At 46.1% G+C, this 21048-nt stretch carries 19 protein-coding genes and 2 pseudogenes; 5 read left to right on the top strand and 16 right to left on the bottom strand.

What is annotated here, in order from left to right; genetic code table 11:
• Positions 1 to 127: 127 nt before the first annotated feature.
• On the bottom strand, positions 128 to 346 hold the full coding sequence (locus JCM15548_RS08845; RefSeq protein WP_062124483.1) for a hypothetical protein: 219 nt from the start codon (positions 344 to 346) through the stop codon (positions 128 to 130).
• A gap of 220 nt (positions 347 to 566) precedes the next feature.
• Here JCM15548_RS08845 and JCM15548_RS08840 point away from each other — a divergent pair, with 220 nt between their 5' ends.
• A complete protein-coding gene (locus JCM15548_RS08840) occupies positions 567 to 2069 on the top strand; it encodes a S41 family peptidase (protein WP_083985055.1) in 1503 nt (500 codons plus the stop codon).
• A 3-nt stretch (positions 2070 to 2072) separates the two neighbouring features.
• On the opposite strand, the gene JCM15548_RS08835 is transcribed toward JCM15548_RS08840, so the two are convergent.
• Both JCM15548_RS08835 and JCM15548_RS08830 read right to left on the bottom strand, forming a co-directional pair.
• Positions 2073 to 2825: an ABC transporter ATP-binding protein gene (locus JCM15548_RS08835; protein ID WP_062124478.1), complete on the bottom strand. Its 753-nt coding sequence runs from the start codon at positions 2823 to 2825 to the stop codon at positions 2073 to 2075.
• Positions 2822 to 3562, bottom strand: a complete 741-nt coding sequence (locus JCM15548_RS08830) for an MlaE family ABC transporter permease (RefSeq protein WP_062124476.1) — start codon at positions 3560 to 3562, stop codon at positions 2822 to 2824. Before JCM15548_RS08830 ends, JCM15548_RS08835 begins: the two co-directional genes overlap by 4 nt.
• 260 nt (positions 3563 to 3822) lie before the next feature.
• On the opposite strand from JCM15548_RS08830, the gene JCM15548_RS08825 reads away from it, so the two are divergent.
• Positions 3823 to 4911 (top strand): mannose-1-phosphate guanylyltransferase, encoded by a 1089-nt coding sequence (locus tag JCM15548_RS08825; protein WP_062124474.1) that lies wholly within the window; start codon positions 3823 to 3825, stop codon positions 4909 to 4911.
• Between the two features lie 104 nt (positions 4912 to 5015).
• Here the strand turns inward: JCM15548_RS08825 and porN are convergent, their stop codons facing one another.
• From porN to topA, 9 genes and pseudogenes are all read right to left on the bottom strand, one after another.
• Entirely contained in the window at positions 5016 to 5870 is an 855-nt protein-coding gene (porN, locus tag JCM15548_RS08820) for a type IX secretion system ring subunit PorN/GldN (protein WP_062124472.1), read from the bottom strand.
• A gap of 47 nt (positions 5871 to 5917) precedes the next feature.
• Positions 5918 to 7465: a type IX secretion system motor protein PorM/GldM gene (porM, locus tag JCM15548_RS08815; RefSeq protein ID WP_083985054.1), complete on the bottom strand. Its 1548-nt coding sequence runs from the start codon at positions 7463 to 7465 to the stop codon at positions 5918 to 5920.
• A 33-nt stretch (positions 7466 to 7498) separates the two neighbouring features.
• The gene (locus JCM15548_RS21595) at positions 7499 to 8074 is read right to left on the bottom strand and encodes a hypothetical protein (protein ID WP_157482573.1); all 576 of its coding nucleotides are present in this window, start codon (positions 8072 to 8074) and stop codon (positions 7499 to 7501) included.
• Positions 8071 to 8463, bottom strand: coding sequence for a type IX secretion system motor protein PorL/GldL (gene porL, locus JCM15548_RS21590; RefSeq protein ID WP_157482571.1), 393 nt, complete (start codon positions 8461 to 8463; stop codon positions 8071 to 8073). Before porL ends, JCM15548_RS21595 begins: the two co-directional genes overlap by 4 nt.
• Before the next feature lie 32 nt (positions 8464 to 8495).
• The gene (gene porK / locus JCM15548_RS08805) at positions 8496 to 9824 is read right to left on the bottom strand and encodes a T9SS ring complex lipoprotein PorK/GldK (RefSeq protein WP_062124470.1); all 1329 of its coding nucleotides are present in this window, start codon (positions 9822 to 9824) and stop codon (positions 8496 to 8498) included.
• 48 nt (positions 9825 to 9872) lie between these two features.
• Positions 9873 to 10850 (bottom strand): PorP/SprF family type IX secretion system membrane protein, encoded by a 978-nt coding sequence (locus tag JCM15548_RS08800; protein WP_227625631.1) that lies wholly within the window; start codon positions 10848 to 10850, stop codon positions 9873 to 9875.
• 140 nt (positions 10851 to 10990) lie between these two features.
• On the bottom strand, positions 10991 to 12181 hold the full coding sequence (locus JCM15548_RS08795; protein ID WP_062124466.1) for an arginase family protein: 1191 nt from the start codon (positions 12179 to 12181) through the stop codon (positions 10991 to 10993).
• A gap of 4 nt (positions 12182 to 12185) precedes the next feature.
• Complete coding sequence (locus JCM15548_RS23520) at positions 12186 to 12800, bottom strand: topoisomerase C-terminal repeat-containing protein (protein ID WP_262486962.1); 615 nt, start codon at positions 12798 to 12800, stop codon at positions 12186 to 12188.
• A gap of 426 nt (positions 12801 to 13226) precedes the next feature.
• Positions 13227 to 14632, bottom strand: a pseudogene (gene topA / locus JCM15548_RS23515) (type I DNA topoisomerase); the annotation flags it as partial.
• 188 nt (positions 14633 to 14820) lie between these two features.
• Here topA and JCM15548_RS08785 point away from each other — a divergent pair.
• Both JCM15548_RS08785 and JCM15548_RS23510 read left to right on the top strand, forming a co-directional pair.
• Complete coding sequence (locus JCM15548_RS08785; RefSeq protein WP_227625628.1) at positions 14821 to 16758, top strand: transglycosylase domain-containing protein; 1938 nt, start codon at positions 14821 to 14823, stop codon at positions 16756 to 16758.
• A complete protein-coding gene (locus tag JCM15548_RS23510) occupies positions 16758 to 17177 on the top strand; it encodes a hypothetical protein (RefSeq protein WP_227625627.1) in 420 nt (139 codons plus the stop codon). Before JCM15548_RS08785 ends, JCM15548_RS23510 begins: the two co-directional genes overlap by 1 nt.
• A gap of 84 nt (positions 17178 to 17261) precedes the next feature.
• On the opposite strand, the gene radA is transcribed toward JCM15548_RS23510, so the two are convergent.
• The 4 genes and pseudogenes from radA to JCM15548_RS23505 form a co-directional block, all read right to left on the bottom strand.
• Entirely contained in the window at positions 17262 to 18632 is a 1371-nt protein-coding gene (gene radA, locus JCM15548_RS08780; protein ID WP_062124464.1) for a DNA repair protein RadA, read from the bottom strand.
• Positions 18633 to 18771: 139 nt separating this feature from the next.
• The gene (panD, locus tag JCM15548_RS08775; RefSeq protein ID WP_305047380.1) at positions 18772 to 19107 is read right to left on the bottom strand and encodes an aspartate 1-decarboxylase; all 336 of its coding nucleotides are present in this window, start codon (positions 19105 to 19107) and stop codon (positions 18772 to 18774) included.
• Positions 19108 to 19118: 11 nt separating this feature from the next.
• Positions 19119 to 19849 (bottom strand): annotated as a pseudogene (panC, locus tag JCM15548_RS08770) (pantoate--beta-alanine ligase).
• Entirely contained in the window at positions 19813 to 20037 is a 225-nt protein-coding gene (locus JCM15548_RS23505) for a hypothetical protein (protein ID WP_227625626.1), read from the bottom strand. The pseudogene panC and the gene JCM15548_RS23505 overlap by 37 nt, the downstream one beginning before the upstream one ends.
• Positions 20038 to 20208: 171 nt before the next feature.
• On the opposite strand from JCM15548_RS23505, the gene JCM15548_RS08765 reads away from it, so the two are divergent.
• Positions 20209 to 21009: a glycogen/starch synthase gene (locus JCM15548_RS08765; protein ID WP_062124460.1), complete on the top strand. Its 801-nt coding sequence runs from the start codon at positions 20209 to 20211 to the stop codon at positions 21007 to 21009.
• Positions 21010 to 21048 lie beyond the last annotated feature (39 nt).

The following is a 21048-nucleotide window of genomic DNA, read 5'->3' as shown; positions in this document are numbered from 1 at the left end:
TTTTTGTTGTGCTTTTAAGCTTCCTTTTTGCTGCTTCCAGCGCCAGTTCTGCTTTTCAGCGTGCTAACCTCTTTTGGAAAGCGAGTGCAAAGTAAGACCTTTTATTTTTAACCGCCAAATGTTTTTGTCAAAAATTTGAAAGTTTTTCTGAAGCCGTTTTTAATGAGCTGCTTACATCTTCCTGAAAGATGAAACAAATATCGCCCGCTACTCCTTTAGCACTATTCTCAATCTTGTGGCTCTCCTGGCTCTTCGCGTTTGATGAACCTGATCTCTCTTGGAAAGCGGATGCAAAGTAACGCTTAATTTTCCCAGTTTCCAAACCTTTGCCGGAGTCGAAAACCATAAAAAATGTAAATCAGTTTATTAACAAAGGCTTAGCATTAAATTAATGTGAAAAACATCCTGAAAGCAGGGGGAAACCCCTATTCTCTGAAGCCCTAAAACTGAATAATTCAACAAAACATTCTTATTATTGACGGATAATCCATAAATTTGATTGGCCAAACATCCTGAAAGTTTGGAATACTTATTGTAACCCAATTATTTCAACTAATTAATTATTTATGAACTTACCCATTTTTAAAACAAGCAACTGGTGGCTATGGATGGCACTGTTCGCGGTGGTACCCATGACCTCGTGTGACGACGATGAAAAGATTGAGCCCCAGGAAGAGAAGATCGAAATTTCGGCAGAAGTCCTTAAAATCAATAAATTCATTTATGATAATATGAACGCGCTCTATTACTGGAACGAGGAAATGCCCGACCTCAATTACAGAGAAGAGACGGATTCAGAGGAATACTTTTACAAACTACTGAAAGATCCGGACGACCGCTGGTCGTTTATCACGGATGATATTGATGCGTTGGAGAACTATTTTGAGGGGGTTTTCAAAAGTCCCGGTTACTCCATTCAAGGCTATTTTGTGAATGAAAATTCCAGCCAGGTGGTCTTTATTGTTGAATATGTTTACCGAAACTCCCCTGCCAGCGAAGCGGGCCTCAGACGGGGTGATCTATTCTATAAAATAAATGGCAAGATACTGACCAGTGAAAACTATCAGGAGTTACTGGCGCTGGACGATAAAGTCATTACCCTGGGGCAAATGACCCAGGAGGGCCAGATTACAGCGATTGAACCTGCCATCAGCGTTCAATCCAAGGAAGACCTGGTACAACACCCCATCCTGGCGACCAGCATCACAGAAACAGAAACTGCTACCATTGGCTATCTGGCCTATGCTTCCTTTATTGCCAGTTATGACGATGAACTGGCGCAGGTATTCACGGATTTCAAAGCCGCCGGCGTTGATGAGCTGGTGCTTGATTTGCGTTACAACGGCGGTGGATCGGTAGCCACCGCACAAAAACTGGCCAGCATGATTGTCCCTGCTGCAGCCAACCAACAAATCTTTATCCGGGAAAAATACAATGATTTTCTGTCCCAATACAATTTCGATTTAAAATTTGACGTGGAGGCCAACAACCTGAATCTGGAACGGGTTTATGTTTTGACCACCTCGGGTACAGCCTCCGCCAGTGAGATGATCATCTATGGCCTGGCACCTTACATGGACGTTTTTCAAATAGGCGATGAAACCCACGGGAAATATTATGCCTCTATTACCTGGAGTGACAACATGGAAGAACCGGAAAAGCGCACGCACAACTGGGCCATTCAACCCATCGTTATTAAATCAGAGAATGTAGACAACAGCATTAATTACCTGGTGGGTTTAGCCCCCGATTATGAGCTGGACGATATCAGATACAACGCCGATCTGGGCGATCCGGAAGAGCATTTTCTGGCGGTTGCCATTGAACACATTACCACAGGAAGCATTAACGCTGCCGCTTTAAAGTCGGCCTCATCTGGTTTTCAAAACATCAAAGCCATTAAAGGATTCAAGGAAAGCAGGATCCCCTACATGGTACCATGTTTGTTGAAAACCCTCTACTGCCGTAAGGCCCTGGCCGCAAGGCTAATCAATTGCCAAAAATGCCGGACGCTTATCGCGTCTGGCATTTTTTTTGTAAAGTTAAAACGGGAACCTAACGATCTATAAAAACTACCTGTGCTCCTTGATCTTCTTAAAAAACTTGGAGGCAAAAATAAAATCATTCAAGGCCTGATTGTCACTGTGGAAAATATCATCACTGGTGCCTTCCCAATGCTTCTTGCCTTCATAGATAAACACGATATTTTCTCCAATGGCGAACACCGAGTTCATGTCGTGGGTATTCACAATGGTGGTCATGTTATACTCCTGGGTGATCTCCTGAATCAATTCATCAATTACGATGGCGGTTTTGGGGTCGAGCCCCGAATTGGGCTCATCACAGAACAGGTAGCGCGGATTGAGCGCTATGGCACGGGCAATGGCCACCCGCTTTTGCATGCCACCGCTGATTTCTGAAGGAAACAGGTGATTAATGTTTTCAAGATTGACCCTTTTGAGACAGGCATTGGCCCGCTCGCGGCGCTCTTCCAGGCTTTGATCGGTGAAAATATCCAGGGGAAACCGCACATTCTCTTCGACCGTCTGGGAATCGAACAGCGCAGATCCCTGAAAGAGCATCCCTATTTCCTTCCTGGCATCAATTCTTTCTTGGTCGGACATGCCCGTAAAATTACGCGCATCGTATATCACCGAGCCGGAATCCGGTTCATGCAGGCCCACCAGGGTTTTGAGCAACACGGTTTTTCCGGAGCCACTCTGACCAATGATCAAATTGGTGTGGCCCGTCTTGAACGTGGCACTCACATTGTCCAGAATCATTTTTCCGTCAAATGATTTATATATATCCACTGCTTCTATCATGCCAATAACAATTGTGTGAGTAAAAGATTGAACAGCAATATCTGAATACTGCTGACCACTACGGCCCGGGTACTGGAATGCCCTACTTCCAAAGAACCGCCGGTGGTATAGTAACCCCAGTAGCCCGATATGGTGGTGATTAAAAAGGCAAACACCACGGCCTTGATCAGGGAATAAACGATGTAGAAGGGAATGAAGGCATACTGAATGCCATAGATAAAATCATTGGACGGCACTACACCGGTCAGACTACCCGCGGTCCAGCCCCCTATAATACCAATCCCCATGCTGATGAGCACCAAAAACGGCAAAAGAAAGATCATGGCCAGGACTTTAGGCAAAACCAGAAATCCGGCTGAATTAATCCCCATCACATCCAGAACATCGATCTGTTCGGTGACGCGCATGGTGCCAATTTCAGAGGCAATGTGCGAGCCCACTTTACCGGCCAGAATCAGGCTCACAATGGTGCTGGAAAATTCCAGCAAAATGGAATCCCGGGCGGCCACACCCACCGTGTATTTAGGAATAAAGGGCAATTCAATATTATAAGCGGTCTGCAAGGTAATCACCGCCCCCATAAAAAAGGATATAATAAACACAATGCCCACCGAACTCAGGCCCAATACATCCATCTCTTTAATGGTTTGTGTGAGCAACAACCGGTGTTTAACGGGTCTTCGAAAAACATCGCGGACAAACAAGGCGTAGCGTCCCAGGTGAAATAGAAAAGTCATATTCAAAATTTTAGGGCCTTCAATGTGGATCATTCAAGCGCCTGATAATAATTCCTAATTGTGTCTACAAAAGTACCAACCACAATGCAAATATTGTTAATTTCGTGGCACGAATGAAAAAAAAGAGCTAAATTAATGGCAATGGCCACAATAACAAACAAATAAGTTACCGGATCCAGGCTTCTGTTAGGATCGTGCCCGGGTTGGCATGGTTATAGTTAGAAGGATGGCGATGAAATATACAACTAAATAATAGAGTGATGAAGAAAGACACGTATTGTGTAATTATGGCAGGAGGCGTTGGGAGCAGATTCTGGCCTCTGAGTAAAAGTTCTACCCCCAAGCAGTTCCTCGACATCCTGGGAACAGGCAAAAGTTTGCTGAGGCAAACGTTTGACCGCTTTACCCCCTTGTGCCCCAAAGAAAACTTTTTGATTGTTACCAGTGCGGAATATGCCGATCAGGTTTTGGAACAATTGCCTGAATTACAAGCAGAGCAAGTCCTGAAAGAACCTTTCCGACGCAATACGGCGCCCTGCATTGCCTATGCCAACGCCTGGATCCGAACCCGTAATAAAAATGCCAACATTGTGGTTACGCCGGCAGATCATTTAATCATAAACGAAACGGCCTTTATTCAGTCGATTGAAGACGGCCTGCAATTTGTCCGGGACAACGACGCCCTCCTGACCCTCGGCATTAAACCCCATCGTCCCGAAACCGGCTATGGCTATATCCAGATTGGTAATCAGGCAGCAGATAAGTATCCGGGATTCAACAAAGTAAAGACCTTTACGGAAAAACCCAATGCCGAGTTGGCCAAAGTGTTTTTCGAAAGCGGTGAATTTTTCTGGAACAGCGGCATCTTTATCTGGACGCTTGGAGCCATTGATACGGCTTTTCAAAGCAAGCTTCCGGAGGTCCAGAACCTCTTCCTCAAACTGGATAAAGAAATAGGTACAACGAATGAAGAAAAGGCCCTCAACAACACCTACATTGATTGTAAAAACATATCGATCGACTATGGTGTGATGGAAAAAGCAGATAACGTCTATGTGCAAACCGTCAGTTTTGGCTGGTCCGATTTGGGCACCTGGACCTCCCTGTATGAATACTCGGCACAGGATAAGGCCAGCAATGCCATTATTAGCGGCAAGGTGCTCCTTTATGATACGGAGCAAAGCGTTGTTAACATCCCGGGCGATAAAGTAGCCATTATCCAGGGTTTAAAGGATTATATAGTGGTGGACTCAGGGGATGCCCTCCTGATATGCCCCAAAACCAATGAGCAACAGATTCGTCAATTCACCACAGATATAAAGGCCGAATTCGGGGACGACGTCGTCTAGCGTCCGGCTTCCCGCTAAAAACAAACAACTTTAAAAAGGAAAAAGGCCGGATGCAACATCCGGCCTTTCTATTTTTACAACTTTGAGAAAACTTCAATTCATCACTAGTATTCCCAAAGGTCGTGCTCAAAGTTAAAGATCTCTTCTTTAATACGCTCTGATTCCAACATGGCTTCAATACCGGCTGCATAACTATCAATGGTACGGTTGTCGTACATGTTGGTTTCCTGAACAATGTAGCTGCCAAAATATCTTTTGGTAAAAATATCATCAAAAGAACGTCTCTGGGCATCATTGCTGGCATTAAACACTTCGTAACGGGCGAAAAGATCGCGGGCTTCGGGATAATTCACCCAGAAGGTCTGCCGTTTCACAATTTCACCGGCTTCATTGGCGTATTCCCGAATGGGACACAAACCAATAATACGAACATCCATGCGGGAATAGTTGCGATCGAAATACCAGATTTCTTTCACCATAACTTGCTTAACTTCTTCCACACGCACGTTGCGGGTCACCTCTACCTCCTCATACATGTTGGTTTCCGGATTCAGCACCTCGGTGACTTCGGTGGTGGCTCCCATCGCTTCATTGACATCCTCGTAGTTCATCCGAACCTTGAATTCATCATCGGCGGGAGAATACGCGGGTAGACCCTCGTACTGAATACCGTGCAACAGCAGACTGATCAAACTATAGCGATCATCCTTTGTCGAAATGGGATAGTACATGGGTAAATTCATCTTCTCTCTCAGGTCGATGATGCGCCAAACACGCTTCGACCACAGGATATCCGCTTCTCTTAAAGAGGGATAAGGAACAGGCTTCTTGTTTCGGATATGTTCTTTGTCAAAGATATTATCCAATGGTTGACCGTCACGTTGGGCTTCCGCTTCGAAAGTCGTCAGCATGAAACCAAAAGCAAGCAACCCTAGTAAATACAAAACTTGTTTTCTCATTGTTGTATCTGTTTAATGTATTTTGTAATAAAATTTAAAATGGGCCATTAATCCACCACCAATGTGATGGTTCCCAATGAACGTCTTCTGCCATCAGGACCGACTGCCTGAATATCCTGTATAAAAACTCTTTGACCACGAACGGCTCCCCGCATTAAATCCTTTTGTTCTTCTGTAAACAAGTTGCTGTTGGAGGAAGCATCCACCACATAACCGTTACGAATGGTGGCTACGGCAAACTGCGTCACCTTAAACTGCAAGTCAAACTCAAAGTTCTCCATGTCCGCCACAACACCCAACTGAGCGAGCAGCAAAGCTTTGGCAATGGGACCGTCCCTTTGATCGTTCACCTTGGCCACAGGATCAGGCACCCGCTTGATCCGGAATGTTTTGCGCCCCAGATTTCTATCGGTATCATTGACCCTGGCGGCTACGGTTATCACGGCCTCACGACCGGCAGAACCGTTGTTCGGCTGAACAATGTAACCATTTCCTCTTCGCGCGATTCGCGCATTGGATATATTCACTCTCAGGTTTTCACTCGGAATACCGGGAACCGAAATTTCTACCGGATTCTCAACACCTTCGTAAAACACATTCATTTTGGTCGGTGAAATCACCACGCTGGGCTGGGAAACCAAATAGCTGCCACCCACTGCATGGGTTCGGGGATTACCATCCGGTCCCATCACCGTAATTTCTCCGGACCAGGTCTTGTCACCCGTAGTATTGGCAGGAAGTCTCAATATTCCACGCCCTTCCCGGGTCTCCAGCGTTCTGCCATCTACCGTTACCGTTGGAGGCTGGGTCGTATCCCGTGCTGCCATCATGATCTCAGCATAGTATTCGTCCCCTTGAATGACATAATCAGAACGTTGCAATACCAAAGGCTCAATGGCATTGAATTTAAAAGAGCCTTCATCAATCTTCGTAAACAGGTAGCGCACCACATCTGATTCCATGTTACGCACATCGGCCTGAATCTGACTCAAAAGAGCCATGGAAGCAGCCAGTGGTAAGTGTTCAAACTTCTCACTTTCCCAGGAAATCTGAACACCATCCTTTATTGGCGGATCTTCTGTTGAGAGAACCGTTTCGACAGTGGCTTTTAACGATGAATCCGTTTCCACAAATTGGACCAATAATTCTTTGTATTCACCCATCCGGCGCTTCAATTCTTCACTTCTTTCTCCACCCTTTTCGGTAATCATTACCTGAGGGGCGATATCCTGATTGCTGATCGATTTATAGTTTTCGGGTGTGTACTCAGGACCATCCGCCGTGGTCACAAACAATTGCTTGAGCTCATCGATGTGGGCTACCAGTTCATCAGCCTTATCTCTAATGAGTGCGCTTTTGTCAAAATTCTCCTTAACCTTGGCTTCGTTGGAGGCAAAAGCTGCTTCGAAATCTGAATAAAGAAACTCGTTCTTGGATTCAACGGACTCCTTGGCCTGAATAATACTTCGGTCAACCAGAATGAAGGCATTTAGTAATTCACCTGAGACGTTCAAAGCAAGCATAGCGGTCAGGAAGAGATACATCATCCCAATCATCTTTTGCCGCGGCGTTTCAGGACAGTTTCCACCAGACATAATCTATAGTTCTTTTAGTTTCTGATTGATTGATTATTTACCTCCACCAACACTCATGGCACTCAGCATATTACCATAAATGGTATTGAGTTCTCCAAGCGTTTTAGACAGATTAGCAACTTCTTCTTTATAAGTAACAGTATCAGAAACGGATTGGTTAAGGTGTTGACTGATTTCGCCCAGACTTTTCGACAATTCCTGTGAAGTGGTCACCTGGGCATTAATGCTTGACAGTTGAAGTTCATAAGCAGAGTTGATAGAGGACAACTTTTGGTTGGCGGTTGCCAAACCTTCGGTATATTTTTGCCCGTCAGCTGAAATCTTTTCAACCTGCTGGGACATAGAACTTCCCAAAGTCTGATACGATTGAACCAACTGGTCTCCTGAAGTCTTTATGGTATCAATGAAGCCGGAACCGGTTTTGGACAACTCATCAGAAAATTTCATGCCGCTGTCGGCCACCACCTTGGCCGTACTCACATAGCTACTGGCCAGCGCTTCGGCAGATTGTCCCAGTTGCGACTGGGTTGTTGAGAGATTGCCCACACTGTCGGTAGCCGCTTTCATCGTTTGCAGGTATGCTTCGGTGGCCATAGTGGCCTCACTCATGTGAGACAAGTTATTGGCCGTTTGTGATAGTTTCTTGATGCCTTCTCCCAATTTCTCAACGGTTGAAACATCCAGATGGCCACTTTGAATAAGGCTGCCAGTTCACTGCCGCCACCACCGCCACCGCCATGACCGCGGTCACGTGGCTCCAGGCCAACCAGTTCCGGATAAACCAGACTCCAGTCGGGCATCTCATGAGGAGGCTCAAATGCAGATAAAAAGAATATGATTGCTTCTGTTCCCAAACCTGCTATCAACATGGCGCTGGCACCCGGAAGGTGAAGAATCTTCCATAAAGCTCCCAGTATAACAACTGCGGCTCCGATACCATATACTTTACCCATTATCTTCTTATAGGCAGGACTTGCAAAAAAACCACTTCCACTCATTTTGAATAATTTTACGTGGGCTAATAGATTAATTAATTTCCAATATAATCACGGATACAACGGAAACCGATATACGATTTAGAAGAATCCTGATATTCATAAGTACGGGTGCTATTTTGCATAAAGAAGGCAATGTCTTTCCATGATCCGCCACGAATGACTTTACGTTTCATTACATGGTGATCACCGGGCAGGGCATTGTACTTATAGGTGGGACTTAAATCATGCATGAAACCATAAGAAGATTCATCAAAGGCACTGGAGGTCCATTCAGCCACATTACCCGACATGTCATACAAACCAAAATCGTTGGGTGAGAATGAAGCCACAGTCATTGAATACATACCGCCATCATCCCCATAGCGTCCGCGAAGCGGTTTAAAGTTCGCCAGGAAACATCCTTTATCGTTGCGTGTATACAGACCACCCCAAGGGTACAAATTGTTATCCAAACCTCCGCGGGCTGCGTATTCCCATTCGGCTTCATTAGGCAAGCGGTACTCCATTACTTCCGGCTGACCTTTTGACCGCAGGAAGTTATTCAGAAGTTGGGTGCGCCAAATACTGAAGGCGGTAGCCTGCTTCCATGTAACCCCTACGACGGGATATTCATCAAAGCCCGGATGCCAGAAATACATTTGTGTCCACGGCTCATTAAAGGAATAGGTGAAATCAGCTATCCAGGCCAGCGTATCGGGATACACATTCACCTGATCTTTCATAATGAAAGCCGAACGGTCGGCTATTTCAACCCGCTCTCCGAATTGGTTGAAAACCTCTCCTTCATAGCTGTTGGTCTCGAAGTTATAGCGATTGGTTTTTTTGGCCGCTTGCTGCAGATCTACCCACTCATAGTCATAATTCAACTTTCGGGTATCGACCTCTTTTCTGCGGAAAAAACGCTCATTCTCAGAAAGGAAAATATCTTCCAGAATTTCAGCATACTCTTCGTTGCTCCAATCCAAACGGGCATCCCAGTTCAGATAAGGCGGATCAATAATGTTTCCATAACGATCCTCAGAAATCAGGAATTCCTCAAATTGGTCACCCAGCATGCGACGGGCAATACTGTCGCGTACCCAATAAACAAATTGACGGTATTCACTGTTGGTCACCTCCGTCTCATCCATCCAAAAAGATGGAATCGAGATAGTTCTGGTTTGAGTTGTCATTGAATTCGTGATGTCCTCATCATTTAAACCCATATTAAAACTACCCTGAGGAATAAACAACATTCCAAAAGGATCAGGCTCATAGAACGAAGCACGACGTGCAACCCCAACGAGCTCACCATTTCCGGATTTTCCGCATCCGGATAAAATCGTGAGTAAAACGATACCTAGGGCAAGTACTTTCTTCATAGTTTTCGGATATTCTTAAACTGTACTATTAAACTCATTTTTCTATTTTCATAAGAAGCGTACGCTTCTGTATTGCTTATCTCTCTTTTCAAAGGAAAGATCAAATGTGTAACCTACCATTATTTCATGACTGCCGTTACTTCCGGCATGACTCAACCGCGATGTTGTAATATCGTAACTGTACCCAACTCTTATGCCACTGTTCAACTCCAACCCTGCCATCACAACTACTGCATCCTGTAATCTGTAGCTCAATCCTCCCCAGTATTTGTCCAGATAATGCAGATTCACATTCAAATCAAATTGCCAGGCGGGGCCTGAATTCTTAACAAACAACGAGGGTCTGATTTCAATCGGACTTTCTATCAGACGATGATTGTATCCGGCCATGAAAAAAAAAGAACGTGGGATATATACGTCTAACTGTTCATTAAAGTTTGGTTTTGGTTCAAATAAATGTAAAACAGATAATCCGGCATAAAAATCCGGATGAATAAAACTTACGCCAAATCCGGCATCCAGCGCTGTGGCAGATTCTTCATTATTGGAAATTAAAGCATCCGTATCTACATGGTATCGACTGCCTGCAGGTGCCAAATGCACCTTGCTTCCATCAAAGACCTGATTGACAAGCCCTATATTCATCCCAATCCCTAACTTCATGTCATCCAGAATGTATTGTCGGCCAATGACACCCTGAATGGTCAGATTGCTGAAAAAGCCAATTTCATCATTCATTATAACCAGCCCCACACCACTTTGATTCCCAAAAATAGTAGTGGCCATATCCGCTCCCACAACCGTTGTTCTGGGGGCTCCCTCTATTCCAACCCACTGATGCCGGTCCAGTGCACTTATATTCACCCTTCCGGAGCTTCCGGCAAACCCGGCATTAACCATCAGGGGGTTAAACATATTTTGACTGAACTGCGGGTCATACTGCGCAAAGGTCGAAGACCCAACGCAAAATAAAGCAAAAAAAATATAAGTCCCAGACCAAAACCTTCTAAAAAGAAAAAAAAACATATTCCTTCCCTTTCCAAACAACCCGGTTTTGGATGACTTTCGGGTCAAAACATCCACCTTCAAAGAGCTTACATTTTCAACTTTAAAAACTAAGTCCATATACTAATTTTCAACTTCAAAGGTTACATTTTTTTATTGGGCTATTTATCATCTAAATCATCGTTTCTGTCTCTGCATCTGTTTCTCATAAACAAACGCCACCATTTACCGGGTATCTCACTTCGCAAGGATTGCCGGTAATCTTCCCTGCTGCAGGCCACCACCTCTTTAACGGCTCCCATGGGTGCTTTCATCCACCATCTGTCATTCCCTGTGTTTCTGAAAAAAAACAACGGATGGTCTAAGCCATCCAGTGGCACCACATATTTTTTGTACATTTCGGCGTCTTCTTCAGGCTGTTCACTGTACCTCCCATAAAAGCCATCCATAAAATGCCAGACCATTTCTGCAGCCAGAACCAGCGTGTCTTTTCGATCCTCTTCGAACGGGACATCAAAAATTCCCGCCGCCATCACCTGGTCACTCATTCCTGAGTACCTCAGAATGCGACAGGCATCATAGGGTTCAATTCCATGGGGACTTTGTATATCGGAGGTAAATTGAGGCTGACCCTTAATCATCCTGAAATCGATGCTGACTATTTGTGCATCTCTGACTGGTATCTCCAACTGAGAAATATTTTCTCCCCTTAACTCTCCCAATCTGATTATTTCAAAAAAACGCTCTTTCAAAAACTTTTCCTGAGCAGGGGATATTAAATATTTTTGGGTCCCAAAAACCACCAGGTCGTCAATACGAACATCGTGTGAACCAATAAGGTAACTCAACCAGGAACGGGATGAAAAATCCTCCCCCCGCGTGTCAATGTCCAACATGGCATCACCTACCACTATATTCACCGGGCGTTCGGGATGCAATTTCAGTCTTCCTTTAACCACCGGAACCGTCAGGTCCTGCGTGCCCCCCAGCAACAATACCGTCACGCCTCTGCCATTAAAATAAACAATGGCTTCCTGAAGCGCCTGATACCTGTCATTCAAGCCATTCCCCCGGATATTTCCGGCATCTCCGAAAATACCTTTCTCATTAAAGGCACTTAAGCCATACAAATAGGGACGAATGGCATCCGGTGCGTTGGCACACGCCCGATTATCCACTGAGTTCCTGGATTCAGGAACGCCTATAATCACTGCCCTGCCACTGAAGTTCTCAAACCATTCCGCCTCGCCCTTATAAAAAGAGATTTCGCAGCCGAGTGCCTCTTCTGCGTTAATCCCCGGAACAGTTTGCATTCCGCCTGTATAAGGTTCAAAGTAGTGACTCAGTTCCACGATATTATTTCTTTTTGGCTTTAACCGTTGTTGCAGCCTTGGTTGTTGTCTTTTTCGCTACGGCTTTTTTGGTCGCAGGCTTCTTTTCTGCTGATTTCTTGGCTACCGGTTTCTTTACGGTTGATTTTTTAGCAGCAGTCTTTTTTCCGGTTGATTTTTTGGGTGTTTCATTGATAATTTTCCGACAATCTTCCAACGATAAGGCAGCTGCCTCGGTCGTTTTCGGAATTTTATAATTCTCACCGTCAAAATTGATATAAGGCCCCCATCTTCCATTAAGAATCTGTAAACCCGGTTCTTCTTCAAACGCCCGTATAATTTTTTTATTGTCTTTCTCCCGCTTTTCTTCAATTAATTCGATGGCCCTGTCCAGCGAAATCTCCAGGGGGTCATCGATCCCCTTTTTAAGCGAGACAAACTTGCCATCATGTCGGACATAGGGTCCGAAGCGCCCCACTCCCACTACCACTTTCTTTTCTTCATACAGACCGAGGTCTCTGGGCAATTCAAACAATTTCAGGGCCTCCTCCAGAGTAATGGTTTCAATATGCTGTTCCCGGGTCAAGGAGGCAAAAGCAGGCTTTTCCTCCTCGTCGGAACCATCTCCCAGCTGAGCCATGGGGCCATACCGGCCTATTCTTACACTGACCGGTTTGCCGGTTTTGGGATCATCGCCCAAAAGACGTTCTCCGGTGTTGCGTTCCGACTTCTCCAGGGTTTCTTCCACCTGTTTGTGAAAAGGCGTGTAAAACTTGTCGATGGCCACATTCCAAACCAGTTCACCGGCAGCAATACTGTCAAACTCCTTTTCGACTTCTGCGGTAAAATCGTGGTTCACAATGTTGGGAAAATACTTGACCAGAAAATCGTTGACCACCATGCCTATATCGGTCGGAAACAATTTCGAGCGCTCGGCGCCCGTGTTCTCCGTCCTGGTACTGCCCGTCACTTTTCCGCTTTTCAGAACCAGGGCCCGGTAATCCCGTGGTGTGCCATCCCGGTCTTCCTTCACCACATATCCGCGTTGCTGAATGGTGCTGATGGTGGGGGCATAGGTGGAGGGACGACCAATTCCCAGTTCTTCCAGTTTACGAACCAGACTGGCTTCTGTGAATCGGGGCGGCTTCTGAGTCCATCGTTCCCGTGCTTCCATTTGATCCAGATCCAGGGGATTCCCTTTTTCCATGTGCGGCAAAAATCCGGGCATTTCCTCTTCTTCCTTCTCCTGATCGGTGGATTCAATATAAACTTTTAGAAAACCATCAAACTGAATCACTTCACCGGTGGCCTGAAAATAATTGGCGGATCCGCTCACCTTGATGTTGACACTGGTTTTCTCAATCTTCGCATCCGCCATTTGCGAGGCATGGTGCGTTTATATATCAGGTCGTAAAGTTTTTGCTCTGCTGCGCTGCCCGAAACGGCTGGCTGATTAAGATAGGTGGGACGAATGGCTTCGTGGGCCTCTTGTGCCCCTTTGCTCTTGGTTTTATACTTGCGGACCTGGACATATTCCGAACCCATTTCATTTTTAATCTGTTCGACGGCCAACCCGACGGCGGCATCGGCCAGATTAACAGAATCGGTACGCATGTAGGTGATTTTTCCGGCTTCGTACAAGCGCTGAGCCACCGACATGGTTTGTCCCACCGAAAAGCCCAGTTTCCGGGCCGCTTCCTGTTGTAGCGTGGAGGTGGTAAAAGGCGCCGCAGGCGACTTGGTTAAGGGCTTACGCGTGACCTGATCTACCTCAAACGTGGATTGGGCACAAGTCTCCAGAAAGGCCGTTGCCGCTTTTTCTGTTTTGAATCGCTGGTTCAATTCGGCCCTGACCTCTTGTTTTTTGCCCTCCTCGTTTTCGATCAAAAAACGAGCGGTCACCCTAAAAGATGATTCGGCTTCAAAACCAAAGATTTCCCGCTCCCGCTCTACCAATATCCGAACGGCCACAGACTGAACACGACCGGCGGATAAGGAGGGTTTGACTTTCTTCCATAAAACGGGCGATAACTCAAAGCCTACCAGGCGGTCCAATACTCTTCGTGCCTGCTGGGCATCCACCAGATTTTGATCTATTTGTCGGGGACTTTTGATGGCATTCAAAATGGCCTCCTTGGTGATTTCATGAAAAACAATGCGTTTGGTGTTCTCAGGTGTCAGTTCAAGGACTTCCGACAAGTGCCAGGCAATGGCCTCTCCTTCGCGGTCCTCATCGGACGCCAGCCAAATCATACCCGACTGCTTAACCAAACTCTTCAATTCCCTGACCACTTCTTTTTTGTCGACCGACACCACATACTGTGGCTCATAGCCTTTATTGACGTCTACGCCATAATCTTTCTTGGCCAAATCACGGATGTGCCCGTAACTTGATTTAACCAAAAAATCTTTCCCAAGAAACTTTTCTATTGTTTTAGCTTTGGCAGGTGACTCTACAATCACCAGATTCATTTCTTTATCCTTTGCTTTTTGCGCCATGAAAATATATTTAGTGCCCCAAAATTACAATATTATAGCTCGCAAATTTATAAAATATTGTGAGAAAGTACTTATTTATTGTGGAAGGGTTGAGGGGGAAAGAATTCGAAATTTTCTTAACTTTACATTAAATTTTTTGGAACAATTACCTATTTGCTTATATGGAAAAGTCACCTCTGGTAAAGAAAATTACAATCTGGCTCTACGGCTTGTTCGCAGCCGCGGTGGTCTCGGTCTTTCTGCTTTTTTTCCTGATATCCGCAGGGGCCCTGGGCTTTATGCCCAGCTTTGAGGAACTGGAAAACCCGCACAGCAATCTGGCCACGGAAGTTTTTGCTGCGGATGAAGTGCTTTTGGGCAACTTTTTTCAGGAGAACCGAAGTCGGGTTGAATATGAAGAAATATCACCCAATGTCATCAACGCCTTGGTTTCCACCGAGGACATCCGCTTCTATGATCACTCCGGAATCGATGCCCGTGGATTGGCCCGGGTGCTGTTCAGAACCATCCTCTTGCAGGAAGAGAGTTCTGGCGGCGGATCGACCATCACCCAGCAATTGGCCAAACTGCTGTTCCATGATCCGGCCCGCAGCAAATGGGAACGCGGCATTCAAAAACTCAAAGAGTGGGTGATCGCTGTTAAATTGGAACGCAGCTATACGAAGGATGAAATTCTGGGTATGTACCTGAATAAAGCGCCCTTTATTTATGATGCTTATGGCATAAAATCAGCCGCTGCCACCTTTTTTAGCACCTATCCGGATTCCTTGACAGTGGAAGAATCGGCCGTTTTAGTGGGCATGCTCAAAAATCCCTCACTCTTCAATCCGGTGCGACGCCCTGAACTGACACAAGGCCGGCGCAATGTGGTGTTGCACCAAATGATGAAAGCCAGGCACCTGACACGTGCGGAATACGACTCGCTCAAACAATTACCTTTGGGTCTGGAATTCAAACGCTCAGATCATATTGGGGGACTGGCACCCTATTTCAGGGAATATCTGCGCACGACGCTGACGGCCAGGCAACCGGTAAGAGAGAACTATGCCTCCTGGCAAAATCAAAAATTTCTGGAAGACAGTGTGGAGTGGAACAAAAACCCGCTGTTTGGATGGGTGAATAAAAACCTGAAGGCGGATGGTTCAAAGTATGACATCTACCGGGACGGACTCAAAATATACACCACCATTGATTCGGAATTGCAATTAAACGCTGAAAAGGCAGTACAGATGCATTTGGCTGAAGACTTGCAGCCCAAGTTCTTCAAGGAAAAAAGGGGACGCACCCGCGCCCCTTTTACCCAACATATCACCAAGGAGCAATACGACCAGATTATTAACCGGGCCATGCAACAAACAGATCGCTATCGAATCCTTCGGCAGAAAGATATGCCGGAAGACTCCATCCGCATGGTCTTCAATGAGCCGGTACCCATGCAGGTATTCTCCTACAAGGGCGATATTGACACCATAATGAGTCCGATGGACAGCATCCACTATTACAAATCCTTTTTACGGGCCAGTCTGTTTTCCATGGATCCGCATTCGGGACATGTGAAGGCCTATGTGGGTGGTCCCAGCTACAAGCACTTTAAATATGACATGGCCACCATGGGCAAGCGTCAGGTAGGGTCTACCATCAAACCCTTTATTTATACACTGGCCATGCAGGAAGGGCTGACGCCCTGCGATCTGGTGCCCAATGTGCCCCAGACTTTCTACTTGCCTACCGGACAAACATGGACGCCCCGCACCTCCGGCAACAGACGCGAAGGTGAAATGGTTTCCCTGAAATGGGGGCTGGCACAATCGAACAACAACATCACGGCCTGGATCATGAAACAATACAATCCGCAGGCAGTGGTCAATATTCTCCGGTCATTGGGCATTAAGAGTCCCATGGATGCCGTTCCGGCCTTATCTCTGGGGGCACCGGATTTTGGACTGAGTGAAATGGTGGCGGCCTATGCCACCTATGCCAACAAGGGTGTACACTCAGAACCGCTGTTCGTGACGCGGATTGAGGATCGGTATGGCAATGTCATTTCCACTTTTAATCCCCGGCGCTCGGAAGCATCAATGAGCACAACGCCTATTTAATGCTCAACTTGCTTCAAGGGGTAGTGAATACGGGTACAGCCATCCGGTTGCGGCTGACCTATAACTTACGCGGACAAATTGGCGGAAAAACGGGGACGACCCAAAACAATTCAGATGGCTGGTTTATTGGAGTAAGCCCCAATCTTGTAACAGGCGTTTGGGTGGGCGGCGAGGACCGGGATGTCCACTTCGACAACACCTATCTGGGACAGGGGGCCAATATGGCGCTGCCGATTTGGGCACTGTATATGATACCCGCTTATGAGGACCCGGAATCGGGCTATTCACTGGAAGATGAATTTGAGGCTCCCTTAAGATTTGATATCGACCTGAATTGCCCGGACGAGTACGTCCCCCAATCAGAAGACGAGATTGAAATAGAGACGATTGGTGAGCAACAAAGAAACGAATTTTTATAGAACCGGTGAGCGACTTTTTTTCTGCTCTATTTTGCGAGGAAGAAAGCTCATTTCACGAAGGACCAGGAGGTCTTCCGGCAGCTGTTAAGAAAACAGCTGTCGGAAGGCCTCTTCGAGTTTTCCGGCCTGGACCACCTTGATGTCGAATTTCTTAAAATCGATGCCTTTGTTGTAACGGGGAACGATGATGGATTTGAAACCCAGTTTTTCGGCCTCCCCGATGCGCTGTTCAATGCGGGTCACCGGACGGATTTCGCCGGACAGTCCCACCTCTCCGGTAAGGCAGATTTCCCGTGACACGGGCAGGTCTGTATTGGAGGAGAGGACGGCACTGACCACCGACAAGTCGATGGCCGGATCAGTGACTTTTAAGCCGCCGGCAATGTTGAGAAAAACATCCTTGGCGGCGAGCTTAAAACCGGCCCGCTTTTCGAGCACGGCGAGCAACATGTTCAATCGTCGCAAATCAAAACCGGTTGAAGAACGCTGTGGCGTGCCGTAGGCGGCCGTACTGGCCAGGGCCTGCACTTCTATCAAAAAGGGCCGCAAGCCCTCAATGGCAGCCGAAATAGCAATGCCACTCATGTCCTCATCCTGATGGGCCAGCAACATTTCACTGGGGTTGGAGACTTCCCTCAAGCCGGTACTCAACATTTCAAAAATGCCAATTTCTGAGGTGGAGCCAAACCGGTTTTTAATGGACCGCAAAATGCGGTACATATAATGGCGGTCCCCTTCGAATTGAAGCACCACATCCACCATGTGTTCCAGCACTTTGGGACCGGCCAGACTGCCTTCCTTGTTGATGTGCCCGATGAGCAAAACCGGCAGGTTTTGTTCTTTGGCCAGACGGAGTATCACGGCGGTAGACTCCCGAATCTGGGAAACGCTGCCCGGGGCCGACTCCACTCCTTCACGCTCCAAAGTCTGCACCGAATCAATGATCACCAAATCCGGCTTGACCTGATTGATATGGTTGATGATGCGCTCCAGGGAGGTTTCGCTTACCACCAGGCAATGGTCACCCTGATTGGGAACCAGGCGATTGGCCCTGAGCTTGATTTGCTGGGGGCTTTCTTCGCCCGATACATACAGAATCTTTTTCCCGGTCAGCATCAGGGCCATTTGCAGAACCAGGGTCGATTTTCCAATGCCCGGCTCACCACCCAATAAAACCAGTGCGCCGGGAACCATGCCACCACCCAAAACACGGTTAAATTCCCCGATGCCTGTATCAATGCGCGGCAGATCGTCCACCGTTACCTGGTTGACCGAAACCGGCTTTTGTCGGGGTGCTTCCACTGCACCCGACAGGCTCGCAGATTTGGATTTTCCGGTCATTACCACCTCTTCCACAAAGGTGTTCCACTCACCACATGAGTAGCATTTGCCAATCCATTTGGGGGACTCCGAACCACAGTTCTGGCAGACAAAGACCGATTTACTCTTAGCCATATAATAAAATTAAAAAGTATCCTGAAATGAATGAAAGTCTAAAGATGGGAAGAAATTTACAAATGGCAGACACAAAAAAACCGGACTCTGAATAAGAATCCGGTGCTGGTAATTTCTTCGTAAGTTTTTTAAGCCGCTCCTATATCAGCTTATTGGTGGCTGTATCCGGAAAAATAAAAATGGGCTTAAATGTTTGGGCTTCTTCCCAGGACATCATGGCATAGGTAATAATGATGACCACATCTCCTACGGCTGCTTTGCGTGCAGCAGCCCCATTCAGGCAAATAACACCGGATCCCCGTTTTCCTTTAATAACATAGGTTTCTATGCGTTCCCCATTGTTATTGTTAACCACCTGGACCTTCTCATTTTCGAGAATGTGGGCCTCTTCCATCAATTCTTCATCAATGGTAATGCTCCCGACATAGTTCAGGTTAGCTTCTGTAACTGTTACGTTGTGTAACTTTGATTTCACAACATGAATGTTCATGATATACCCTTTCTGTAAATCACATTATCAATCAACCTAATTTCACCGGCAAACACTGCAACACATCCCACTATATAATTACTTTCGTCCCAGCTGTTGACCGTTTGTAAAGTATTCCCGTCCACTATCTCAAAGTATTCGACTTGCAACTCCGGTGATGCATTGATGCTTTCAACGACAAAACCAATGGTATCCGCAACATTATGGGACTGTGCAAAATTACAAGATTCTGACAAAGTACGTGCTATAACCGGTGCATTTTTTCGTTGGGCATCGGATAAAAGTTGATTTCTGGAGCTCATGGCCAAGCCGTCTTCTTCGCGAATAATGGCGCAGGAGACAATCTCAACGGGGACATTTAATTGTCGCACCATGCCCGTACGATGGCCAATTGCTGAAAGTCTTTTTCGCCAAAAAAAGCTTTGTCGGGCTTCACCAGATCAAACAGTCTGCTGACCACCTGTGCCACCCCATTGAAATGGCCGGGGCGATAATGCCCTTCCATCACCTTATCAAGCGGTCCAAAATCAAACACCCTGTTGTCGGGTTCGGGATATACTTCTTTAACAGTTGGCACAAAAAGAAGTTCACAGGGTGTTTCAGACAACATGTCAGCATCTTTTTGAATATCACGCGGGTAACGCTCCAAATCGGCCGGATTGTTAAATTGGGTGGGATTCACAAAAATGCTCACCACGACCACATCGGATTGCTTCCCGGCCTCCATCGCCAGCGACAAATGCCCCTGGTGCAGGGCACCCATAGTAGCACAAAGCCAATCACTTTCCCGGCTTCTTTAAGGGCGTGAATGCGGGCACTCAGCTCAGACGATGATTCCAATATTTCCATATCAACTATTAAAGAAAAACGCGGCAAATTAAAGGAATAAAAACCAAAGAATAAAAATTCAATCATTAAAAATTCTTTACCGGCGAACATTAAATTTGGGGATTCGGCCACCAGTCAGGCGAAAGCCATTGAATCACGGCAGCTAAGGAACTTTGTTTTAGTACCATATTTTTTGTACTTTTGTACCCGTCACCCCACAAAATGGAGCGACTAAATGTTTCATCTTTTCTTAAAACAATGGAAAAAACCAAAGTCCTTTTCATCTCCCAGGAAATTACTCCCTACCTGTCCGAAAATGAAATGTCATTATCATCGCGCAATCTGCCACAAGGCATACAGGAAAGGAACAAAGAGATTCGAACCTTTATGCCGCGCTTTGGCTCCATTAATGAGCGACGTAACCAACTTCACGAAGTCATCCGCTTGTCCGGAATGAACCTGATCATAAACGATACAGACCACCCGTTGATCATAAAAGTGGCCTCCATTCAGGCGGCCCGCATGCAAGTTTATTTCATCGATAACGAAGATTATTTTCAAAGAAAATTCACCACCGTAGATGAGGATGGCACTGAATTTGCTGACAACGATGAACGGGCGATATTTTTTGCCCGTGGCGTTTTGGAAACCATTAAAAAGTTACGATGGGCGCCGGACATCGTCCATTGCCAGGGTTGGTTCACCGGTCTGGCACCATTGCTGATAAAAAAGACCATGAACGACGATCCCTTTTTCGCCAAATCGAAAGTGGTCTATTCCATCTTCAATGATGGTTTTACCAATCCGCTGGATAAAGAATTAAAATCAAAGGTGAAAGCCTTAGGCATCGCCGAAAAGGACATTAAATTATTGGAGGACCCCAGCTTTGAAAACCTTTCCAAACTGGCCATCAACATGTCAGATGGCGTTATTAAGGCCAGTCCGGAAATAAATCCTGAAGTGGAAAAATATGCCAAAGAATCGGGTAAAGTATTTCTGGATTTCCAGGACAGTGAATCCTATATTGATGCATTCAATGCTTTTTACGATTCATTATAAGTTAAACAACACAACAGAAAAATAAATAATCATTGTTTT

Origin of the sequence: Geofilum rubicundum JCM 15548, from assembly GCF_000974365.1 — a bacterium.
In the GTDB taxonomy this organism is placed as follows: Bacteria; Bacteroidota; Bacteroidia; order Bacteroidales; family Marinilabiliaceae; genus Geofilum; species Geofilum rubicundum.
Note: the sequence above shows the minus strand (reverse complement) of the source record. Positions and strands in the feature narration are given on the sequence as shown.